Annotated in this window: 2 protein-coding genes and 1 pseudogene; all 3 read left to right on the top strand. The window is 37.8% G+C overall.

The features are described 5' to 3' along the window. A partial coding sequence (locus tag PVV57_RS08825; RefSeq protein WP_273783893.1) for a Vomp family autotransporter occupies positions 1 to 1,183 on the top strand: 1,183 nt, incomplete at its 5' end. 560 nt (positions 1,184 to 1,743) lie between these two features. After that, complete coding sequence (locus PVV57_RS08820) at positions 1,744 to 8,676, top strand: Vomp family autotransporter (RefSeq protein ID WP_273719368.1); 6,933 nt, start codon at positions 1,744 to 1,746, stop codon at positions 8,674 to 8,676. Between the two features lie 802 nt (positions 8,677 to 9,478). Next, a pseudogene (locus PVV57_RS08815) lies at positions 9,479 to 11,717 on the top strand (hypothetical protein); the annotation flags it as partial.

Here is an 11,717-nt window from a genome sequence, read left to right as displayed (position 1 = left end):
CAATGATATCACCAACCAGATTAATGAAACAAAAGGTGATGCTTTATTGTGGAACAATGATAAAGGAGCATTTATCGCTCAACATGGTGCAGGTGAAGGAAAAACCAATAGCAAGATTACTTTTCTTGCCAATGGTGATATAACTGAAAACTCCACCGATGCAATTAATGGTTCGCAGCTTTATTTGATGAGTAATAAGCTTTCCGCATATTTTGGTGGTGGTGCTGGATATAAAGATGGAGAATGGATGACTCCCAAATTCCATGTTGCACAATTCAAGAGTGATGGTACCGTTGATGAGCAGGAGCCCTACGACAATGTTGCGGCAGCTTTTGATGGCATTAGTGGAAGTATGCAAAATATCAATAATCGTATTACTGAGGTTACCAAGAATGTCACATCGAATGGTTTAAATTGGAATGAGGATGAAAAAGCATATGACGCACGTCATCAGGGGCAGGACAGTAAGATTACGCATGTAGCGAATGGTAAATTGTCTGAAGATTCGAAAGAAGCCGTTAATGGTAGCCAACTTTGGGAGACAAATAATAGGGTTAGCAAGGTTGAAGAGAAAGTAGACAATATTGATCAACAGGTAAAAAATATTGAAAATACGGTTACGAATGATGCGGTTAAATATGATAAAAATGAAAAGGGTGATAAGATAAATAAAGTCACATTAGCTGGTGTGAGTGAAAGTGATCCAGTAGTGTTAAACAATGTAGCGGATGGTCGCATTGAAAGTAGCTCGAAAGAAGCTGTTAATGGGGGCCAATTGCATGATCATACGGATAAGCAGATGAAGATAGTCCTTGATGAAGCAAGATCTTATACGGATGAGCGCTTCAATAGCATTTTAAATAACCAGATGGGTGATGTTATTAATGAAGCAAAATCTTATACGGATATGAAGTTTGAGGCTTTAAATTACAGCATAGAAAGTGTGCGAAAAGAAGCAAGACAAGCAGCCGCTATTGGTTTAGCAGTGTCTAACTTACGCTATAATGAAACACCTGGGAAATTAAGTGTTGGATTTGGTACTGGCTTATGGCGTAGGCAATCTGCATTTGCCTTTGGTGCTGGTTATACATCTGAGAGCGGCTCTGTTCTGTCTAATGTATCTGTCACCAATTCTGGTGGACACTGGGGTATAGGTGCGGGATTCAATATGACATTGAACTAATAATCAACAAAATGCATTGAGCAAAATTATTTCGCCCTTGTCTTAAATGAAGGTAAGGGCGAAATTTTATTTTAATAAGAAATCAATAAAATCAACAAATGAAATAATTAAATCAAAGAAAAACATTACAAGCTGATGAATAATAAAACAAAACGCACTATAAATGCTAAAGCTCTATTTTCGTCCCATTTATAATTTAACAAGAATGGAGATTACCCCATACTAATATTTTTTGCTTTTTACTAAAAAGCAGTTCAAAAGAACATAAAACCAATATGTTACTTAATTTACAGATAAAAATTCACCAACCTAGCATGAGAAAATGCTTCTACCAATTTATCTAAATGGCCCTATTATCCAATAACATATTACCCCAAAAATAAAACTGCCAAAACCTTAGAACTTTCTTTAAATAGACTTTTTTATTACGGCTTTATGCAGAGATAACCTTCCTCACGAATTGTTAACAGATGGTTTAATTAGGGATAAAATTATAAATTGAAATATGTCTTTTTTATGGCATAAATATGCTGATTTGATTTTTTCATTGGGCGCTTATTATGAAAGAGTTATCCATCATATCAAGGAAGAATGATTGGGGTTATGGACATTTCTCTCGACATTTATTTAAAAAGCTTTTGTTGGGAACCACAATTACTGCATTTTTATCAAATGCTTCCCCCGTTTATGCGAAAAGTTTTGATATAATAAAACAAGTTCTTCAAAGCATGGAGAAGGCAACAGCGGTTTATTCTCAAGGCAAGGATAATCAGAGCAGTTTTAACATTTCTGATGCATCCAAGGTGGGTTATTTAACAGCACTCAATAAAGCGCTAGCAGAAAAAGTGAATGCTTCTGGTGGCTATGCAGATTTTTTAACCAGAACCCTGTCTGGTAAGAGTGATGATAATCCTATCGCTATATCTTCTTTAGAGGGCACTTATAATCCTGTTGTATTGGATAATGATATAACGACGTTTAGTATGAATCCGATGACGAGAACTAATGCACCAATGACTAGAAGCAGCGGAATTAGCATCGGCACTAATACTGTGGCGATAGGTACTGGTGCGCAAGCAAAAATGCAACATAGTATTGCTATTGGTGCCAATGCAATGACTTTGAATGAGGTTACGGAGATAGCCATTGGTTCTAGTGCGAAGACGATCAAAGCTGGTGGGATTGCTTTAGGTAGTAACAGTGAAGCTTCTGTACCCAGAGGTATTGATGCATATAGGCCATTAGACATGATGCCAACGAAAAATTTTGCCGCTTGGAAGAGCTCTGAAGGTGCGTTGAGTATTGGTAATGCTGAAACATCAAAAACACGACAAATTGTAGGAGTTGCAGGTGGTACTCAAGATACTGATGCAGTAAATGTAGCGCAGTTGAAAGCCTTAGAAAAGGCTGCTGGAAGTTGGAAACTCTCTGTTGGTGGAGCGAATACCACAACGGTTGAATCGAATAAATTAGTAGATTTAGCTGCTCCAAGTGGTAACATAAAGGTTGCCAAGGGCAAAGACGACAATAAGGTACAATTTGATTTAGCAAAGGACATTACGCTGAATAGCGTAAAAGCAGGAACGAATGCTACCTTAAATGCAACGGGCTTAGTCATTGTCAATGGTCCGCATGTGACGACCACTGGTATTTCCGCTGGAAATAAAAAAATTACAGAAGTAGCAAATGGTAGTGCAAATAACGATGCGGTGAATTTTTCACAGTTGGAAGCAGTAAAGGCACTTGCACAAAAAGGGGGAGACGGTTGGAAGCTCTCTATTGGAACTGATGCGGCAAAAAACGTTGGTGCGAATAGTACAGTAAACTTTTCATCTGGAGGAGGTAATTTCAAGATTAAAAGAGATACAAACGAAGCCAATAAGCTAATATTTGGTTTGGCTAATGATTTAACACTAAGCAGTGTGACATTAGGAGAGAAAGCAAAAATAGATGCAACAGGGTTAGTGATTACGGGTGGACCTAAGATAACAACTAGTGGCATTGATGCTGGCAGTAAAAAGATCAAAAATGTGGCAACGGGTACTGTCGACACCGATGCAGTGAATTTTGCACAGCTAAAGGAAATAAAAGAACAAGTAGTAGTCAGTAGCTTCGTAAAACAGGATGACGGAACAAAACACATCACCATTGGTAAAGATACAGATGGTGATAAAATTGATATTGCCAACAACAAAAATGAGAAGCGTACTCTTACGGGTATAAAGAATGGTGTCATCTCAGAAGATTCAAATGAAGCTATTACCGGTTCGCAGCTTTATTCTCTTGGTGGCGAAGTTGCGTCTTATTTCGGTGGTGGCGCTGTTTATAAAGGCGATAAATGGACTGATCCAACTTTCATGGTTAAAACCTTTAATGAGGATGGTACAGAAGGTACAAAAAGCTATGATAATGTTGCAGCTGCTTTTGAAGGCGTAAATAATTCTTTTTCTGATCTTCATAAAGAAATTAAGAATGTGGTTGCCACAGTGGAAGGTGATAGTCTTGTTAAGTGGGATGAAGAGCAACAAATAGTCAAGATTGGTTCAGAAAAATACGGTAATAAAATCAGTATTGAGGATAAGGATAAAAAGGATCGGAAACTTTCCGGTGTTAAGGAGGCAGAAGAGTACAATGAAGCAGTCAACAAAGGTCAGCTTGATCGAGAAATAGAAGATGTACGTTCAGTAGCGGTTCTTTATGATGAAGAAGTAGAGCCAAAAGATGTCAATCCCCTTATCAGGTCAGCGCGTAAAGTTAATAAAAACAGTGTAACTTTTGGAGATCCTAGCACAGGTCAGATTGCTTTGCATAATGTTAGCAAAGGTGCCGTTTCTTCTGATTCACATGATGCCATCAATGGTTCGCAACTTTTTGAGACAAATCAAAATGTGAATACTGTTTCCACTAATCTCCAAACAGCTGGGAAAAATATAGCAGAGACCTTTGGAGGCGGAGCAAAATATGAGAATGAAAAATGGATTGCTCCAACTTTTACGCTTAAAACTGTTAACTCTGAAGGCAAGGAAGAAGATAAGAGTTATCCTAATGTAGCGGAAGCTTTAACAGAAGTTGGTACTTCTTTTACAAATGTTCAAAATAAAATTACCAAGGAGATTACCAACCAGATTAATAGTGCAATTACCACTGTACAAGGTGAAAGCCTCATTAAAAAAGATAAAGAAACAAATAATATCAACATTGGTCGAGAAGTAGAAGGCAGTGAAATTAATATTGCTAACAGCAAAAGTGAGATACGAACTCTTTCCGGTGTGAAGGAGGCAACGAAGGCGGATGAGGCTATTAATAAAGGGCAATTTGATAAAGGTGTGAAGGGATTAACAGAAGATCTTCAGTTTGAGAGTTCTTTTGCTATTCACTACGATAAAATATCCAATGGTAATGGAGATCAGGCAGACTATACGAATATCACCCTGGGTAAAGGGAAGAATCCCACAGCTCTTCATAATGTTGCTAATGGTATAATTGCTAAGGATTCTTATGACGCAATCAATGGAGGACAGATTAATACAATCGGTGAAGATATTGCAAAATTTTTAGGTGGTAAAGCAATCTTTAAAAGCGGTACCTTTACAGCACCAACCTATGATTTATCAAGTATTGATGAAAAAGGTAATATAACAGCTAAATCTTTTTCTGATGTGGGCTCAGCCTTTACTGGACTTAATACAAATATCAAGAATGTTAATCAGCGCATTAAGGAAGTGTCTCAAAGTGTTGCACAAGATTCTTTATCGTGGAGTGCGGCTGACAATGCTTTTAGTGCCCAACATGGAGAGGGCAAAGAAAGAAGGGATAGCAAAATTAAATTTCTTATAGGAGGAGATTTGTCCAACAACTCCACAGAAGCTGTAAATGGTGGCCAGATCTATACGCTAGGGAGCCATGTAGCTAGTTTTTTTGGTGGTGATGCTGAGTTTCAAGATGGACAATGGAACGATCCAACTTTTAAGATTAAAACTCTTAACGATGATGGTGCAGAAGAAGAACAAAGTTATACGAATGTAGCAGAGGCTTTTAAAGGTGTTGGTACTATTGTCACGAATATTAAAAATGATATTACTAAAGTAAAAGTTGAAAATCTTGTACAGCAAGAGAAAGCAACAAATAATATTACCATTGGTGCTAAGAAAGAAGGCAGTGTCATCAATATTGCCAACAGCAAAAGTGAAAAGCGAATTCTTACTGGTATAAAGGATGGTACGGCAGATGCTGATGCAGTGAATTTTTCACAGCTAAAAGGTGTCAAGCAAGAGATCAAAGACAAAGTGAAAGAGGTACAAGAACAAGTAGCAGCCAGTAGCTTTGTAAAACAAGATGCGCAGACAAAACACATCACCATTGGTAAGGATACCGATGGTGATAAAATCGATATTGCTAACAAGAATAATGAAAAGCGTACTCTTACCGGTATAAAAGATGGCGCTCTTTCAAAAGATTCAAACGAAGCCGTTACGGGTTCACAGCTTTTCACGACAAATCAAAATGTGACAACTGTCTCCACTAATCTCCAAACCGCTGCCACGAATATAGCCAAATCCTTTGGAGGGAGTGCTAAATATGAAAATGGCATATGGAGCGCTCCAACTTTTACACTTAAAACTGTTAAAGATGATGGGAGCTCTGAAGAGAAGATTTATAATAATGTCACAGAAGCTTTCTCTGGAGTTGGTACTTCTTTCACAAATGTTCAAAAACAAGTAACTGAACAGATTAATCATGTGATTAATAAAGTGGAAAGTGAGAATCTTGTACAGCAAGAGAAAGAAACAAACAATATTACCATTGGTGCAAAAATAGAAGGCAGTATCATTGATATCGCCAACAAGAATGATGAAGCTCGTATACTTTCTGGTGTGAAGGAAGCAACAAAAGATAATGAAGCGGTTAACAAAGGTCAGCTTGATACAAGTATCAAAGATGCAAATAACGAAATAACGAATGAATTTAACGATTTTACCAAAAACATAACGAATATTACACAACAAGTTCAAGGCGATGCTTTGTTATGGGACAAGGAGGAAAAAGCGTTTATTGCTGATCATGGAGAGGGGAGCGCAAAAACAAAGAGTAAGATTACGCATCTTTTAGATGGAAATATTGCTTCTGGCTCTACGGATGCAATCACAGGTGGTCAGATTTATTCAATGGGGAATGCGGTTACTGCTTCTTTAGGCGGTGGAGCGAGTTATGAAGGGGGAAGCTGGATTGCTCCAACTTTTACAGTGAACAAATTTGATATTAAAGGCAACGCAACACAAGAAGATTATAAAACTGTTGCGGATGCTTTGTCAGGTTTAAGCACTTCTCTCACAAATACTCAGAATAAAATTACCAATGAAATTGCTCATGTAAAAGGTGAGAGTCTTGTTAAGCAAGATGACAAGACAAAGTTTATCATGGTTGGTGGAGAGAAAGACGGTACTGTAATCAATATCGCCAACAAAGATGGTGAAGAACGGACACTTTCTGGTTTGAAGGCAGGGATACAAAACAATGAAGCGGTTAACAAAGGTCAGCTTGATGAGAGTTTGAAGGATCTTTCCAACAATCTTCAGTCTGAAGATTCGGCTGTTGTTCATTACGACAAAACAGATGATGAAATTGATTATGCGAGTGTAACTTTTGGTGGTAGAGCTAAAAAATCCACGGCTCTTCACAACGTTGCTAATGGTATTATTTCTGAAAAATCGCGTGATGCGGTTACTGGTGGTCAGATTTATAACATTGGTGGTGATATAGCAAAATTCTTAGGGGGTGGTGTATCCTTTAACAATGGAGCCTTTACAGGTCCAACCTATAAATTATCTGATGTTTCTAAAGAAGGTAATGTTACGGATAAGTCCTTTACTGATGTTGGTAAAGCCTTTGAAGGTCTTGATACAAATATAAAGAATGTAAACCAGCGTATTAAGGAAGTCTCAGAAGGCATTAGCAATGATTCTTTATTATGGGATAAGAATAAGGAAGCTTATGTTGCTCTTCATGGGGAGGGAGAAACAAGGGAAAACAGTAAGATTACCTATCTCAAGGATGGTGATATTACAGCAAACTCAAGTGATGCAGTAAATGGTTCTCAACTTTATTCTTTAAACGAGCAATTAGCGACTTATTTTGGTGGTGGCGCTGGTTATGATAAGCAAGGAAATTGGCAAGCTCCAAATTTTAAAATCAAGCAGTTTGGTGAAGATGGAGTCTCTGAAGAAAAGAGCTATAGCAATATTTCTGATGCATTGAGTGAGGTTGGAAATTCTTTCACGAATATCCAGAATAAAATGACCCATGAGATTAGCAAAATAGAAAGTGAGAATCTTGTTAAGCAGGATGAAAAGACAAAACTTATCACGATTGGTGGAGAGAAAGATGGTCGTGAAATCAGTATTGCAAACAGTGCGAGCGGTGTGCGTAGCCTTTCTGGTGTAAAAGCAGGGCTTCTTACAGCAGAATCCACGGAAGCGGTCAATGGTTTCCAACTTTATTCGGTAATCAATGCGCTTTCTAGATATTTTAGTGGAGATGCGGGATACAAGGATGGACAATGGCTTGCGCCAAACTTTAAGGTTGCACAATTTACTGCTGATGGTGTGGTCAGTAAAAAGGAGGACTATACCAATGTTGCATCTGCATTTGAAGGTGTTAACGAAAGCATGACAAATATCAACAATCGTATTCATGATTTTGAACAGAGTGTTTTCTCGGGTGGTTTAAATTGGAGTGAGACAGAAAAAGCTTTTGATGCGCACCATAAAGGTCAAGACAGTAAGATTAAGCATGTAGCGGATGGTGAAATATCAGAAGGCTCAAAAGAGGCTGTTAATGGTAGTCAACTTTGGCAAACGAATAAGAAAGTTGAAGAGGTTGAAAACCATGTCAATATGATTGATAAGCAAGTAAAAGATATTGCTAGTGTGGCGGATATTGCTGTTAAGTATGATAAAGGGAATGATGGCAAGAAAAAGAATAAAGTAACATTAGTTGGTGTAAGTGAGAGTGATCCAGTATTAATAGACAATGTAGCGGATGGCCGCATTGAAAGTGGCTCAAAAGAAGCTGTTACAGGTGGTCAATTGCATGATTATACGGATCAGCAGATGCGTATTGTACTTTCTGATGCGAAGAAATATACGGATGAGCGGTTTAATGATGTTGTCACTAATACGGTCAATAATATTGTTCATGATATAAAATCGTACACAGATATAAAGTTTGAAGCGTTAAGGTATGAAATTAAGGAAATTCGCAAAGAATCGCGACAGGCGGCGGCAATAGGTTTAGCGGTATCGAATTTGAGTTATGAAGAAACGCCAGGTTCTGTAAGTTTATCAATAGGTATGGGGATGTGGCGTAATCAATCAGCCTTTGCCGTTGGAGCAGGTTATGTTTCTGAAAATGGCAGAATTCGTTCTAATATATCCGCGACGAGTTCTGGTAATCATTGGGGCGTAGGAGCAGGTTTAAGAGTAAAACTGAATTGATAGAGATTATTAAAGTTTGTCGCTGCATTTTGCATTTATATTTTTCTTTTATGAAGAATTAAGAATATCTTATGTCTGCAAAAAGCTTTCTGTAGCAATAAATTTATTTATAAATTCTAAAAATTTTTACTTAAATTGTTGAAAAAATATCACACTGTTTTGTGAAAAATACCCAAATTGATAAAAATTGTTATTTTTTGTTGCTATTTTATTATAGAGTAGATATGACTCGTAAAGTATATTAGTAAGACTCATTTTGATAACAATATTAAAGGGGGAGGGTAAATGACACGTAAGAATAAAGAAACAATCAAAAGAGTACACCCACATCATTACGTGATATCTTGAAAAAAATAATCTATCTAGCAAGAATTATTCAAGGAAATATAAAATTCCCAATATCAAAACACCTTTTCACTTTACTTGTTATTAAGAAAAAAGTGCTTTTAAATAAAACTAAGACCTATAACTATGAAAATACACACTAAAACCTTTTACAAAGCATTTTATACCATTACCAACTAAAAGAGTAATATTAGAATTCCTTTCAGTTAGGAAAAAGCAACACATTAAAACCATTAGACTCTAAATGTGTCATATTTATATCAAAAAAACATAAACCAAAAGACATACATTTAGATTTCAATACAGAAGGCACAAACAAAACAAAATTAAAGACTCAAAACGTTCACATTCTAAGCAGTGTCCTTTATCCAAAACCTTAAGATAGTCTGATAATGCTAAAATGTGTCTTTTTTATGTTTTAGAGGTGCTTTTAAGTTTTTTCATTGGAGAGTTTGTTATGAAAAAATCACATGCACTGGGAGCAGCGAATGAATTAAAAGGTTCTCGTTTTCCTTTTATTAAAGTTTTATCATTGACTTCAATCGCTGCACTTTTGTCGAATATCACACTTGCTTTCTCAGCAAATTCTGATTTTAGAAACGCATTTCTTGAAGGTGTTAACAGTGCTGGTGTATCTTATCCACAAAGCCTTATCTCTGTTGCTGGTTTGAGTGCTTCTTCCGTCTCAAAAGACAATTATTTAACAGTGCTTAATAATGCAGGAGAAGAAAAGGTTAAAGCTTCTAGTGATTATGCAAATTTTTTAACCAGAACCCTTCTGAGCCCAAGTGATGAGAGCTCTATAAGTGTTATGAAAGAAGACGGCGATTTTGCATGGAATAATGTGCTAAATATAGTTAAAGGACAGCAGCTTACAAAAGTAGCTGCTAAGATTACTGAAAACAGTATAAATAATCGTTCTGAGAAAAAAGAGTTGAAACCATTTGTAAAGAAAGATTGGAAGCTTTCTATTGATGATAGTGAGGAAACTGGTGGAGGGCGGTTTAGCGTTCGTAGTTTAGAAAAAAATACCAAGGAGATGGGACCAATAGCTGTAGCAAATGTATTTCCAGTTGCTACGAGAGCAAACTACGATGGAGACCACTCTTATACTGTGGGTTATCAAGTGCAGAAAAAAGGCAGTAATGTTGTTGCTATAGGTCCGTGGGCTGCGGTGCAAGCTGATGGGGCTGTTGCTGTAGGTAAATTCTCTAGTGCTGAAAGAACAGCTGGTCTTGCAATAGGCAGTGGAGAATTTTCCAAAGGCGCTGTTCATTCTACTTTAGCGTCGGGGGAGCAATCGATAGCTTTGGGTTATATATCTCAAGCTCTAAGGGACTATGGGATTTCTATTGGTGGTCAAGCAATGGCGGGTGAGAAGGGTTCTATTGCAGTTGGTAGGCTGGCGGCTGCCATGCCGCAAAAGAGTGTTGCAATAGGTATGGGAGCCGCTGCAGGGGTGGAAGGAGCTGTTGCTTTAGGGGGCGATTCTATGGCTGCTGTTGCAGCTGGTGAGTTTGGTTATGCTCCTTCATTAAAGAGTGAGGTTGCAACAAATTCTACACCTCAGTGGCAAAGTACATCAGGCGCCGTCAGTGTTGGTAATCCTGGTGGGGGTATAACACGACAAATCACAGGTGTGGCTGCTGGTAGCAAAGGTACTGATGCAGTAAATGTAGGGCAGTTAAAAGATTTAAAAACATTCGTCAAAGAAAACGGCTGGAAACTGTCAGTTGGGGGTGAAAATGGCAAGACTGTTCTTATGGACAGCGATGTAGATTTTTCCACTGGAAGTAAGAACTTCCAAATTACCAAAGGTGATAAGGACAATAAGGTAAAATTTGATTTAGCTAAAGATGTTACGTTAACAAGCTTAAAAGCAGGTACAAATACCTTAGATGCAACAGGGTTAGTAATTTCTGGCGGCCCGAAAATGACAACAGGTGGTATTGATGCTGGCGGCAAAAAGATAACAGGAATAGCAAAGGGTACTGAAGAGACAGATGCGGTGAATTTTTCACAGCTAAAAGCAGTACAAGGAATATCGGCTCTAAAAGGTTTAAAAATCAATACTTCTGCTAAGGATTTTAAAGATCCTACGGCAATAGCTGAAAATTCAATTGCCCTTGGTGATCACGCAAATGCATCAGGAGTAGCCTCTCTTGCTCTAGGCTTTCAGACAGATGCAAAGGAAGATAACACTATTGCTATAGGTTCTGAAGCAGAGGCATTATCTCCTTATGCTATTATTATAGGTAGTAAAGGAAAGGTATCAGGTTGGCAGGGTATTGGTTTGGGTTATGGCGTAGAAGTAGCAGGTCTGCGTAGTATTGCTTTAGGTTACCAATCTAAAGCGTTGGTTGATAATGGTGTTGCTATCGGAAACAACTCTGTGTCCAATAGAGCTGCTAATGAGTTTGGTTATGCTCCTTCGGTAAGGGATGAGGTTGCAACAAATGCTACACCTCAGTGGCAAAGTACATCAGGCGCTGTGAGTGTTGGTAATCTTGATAAGAATATAACACGACAAATCACAGGTGTGGCTGCTGGTAGCAAAGGTACTGATGCAGTAAATGTAGGGCAGTTAAAAGATTTAAAAACATTCGTCAAAGAAAACGGCTGGAAACTGTCAGTTGGGGGTGAAAATGGCAAGACTGTTCTTATGGACAGCGATGTAGATTTTTCCACTGGAAGTA

Origin of the sequence: Bartonella sp. AU15XJBT, assembly GCF_028618615.1 — a bacterium.
Lineage (GTDB): Bacteria > Pseudomonadota > Alphaproteobacteria > Rhizobiales > Rhizobiaceae > Bartonella.
This window is presented reverse-complemented; position numbering and strand designations above follow the sequence as displayed.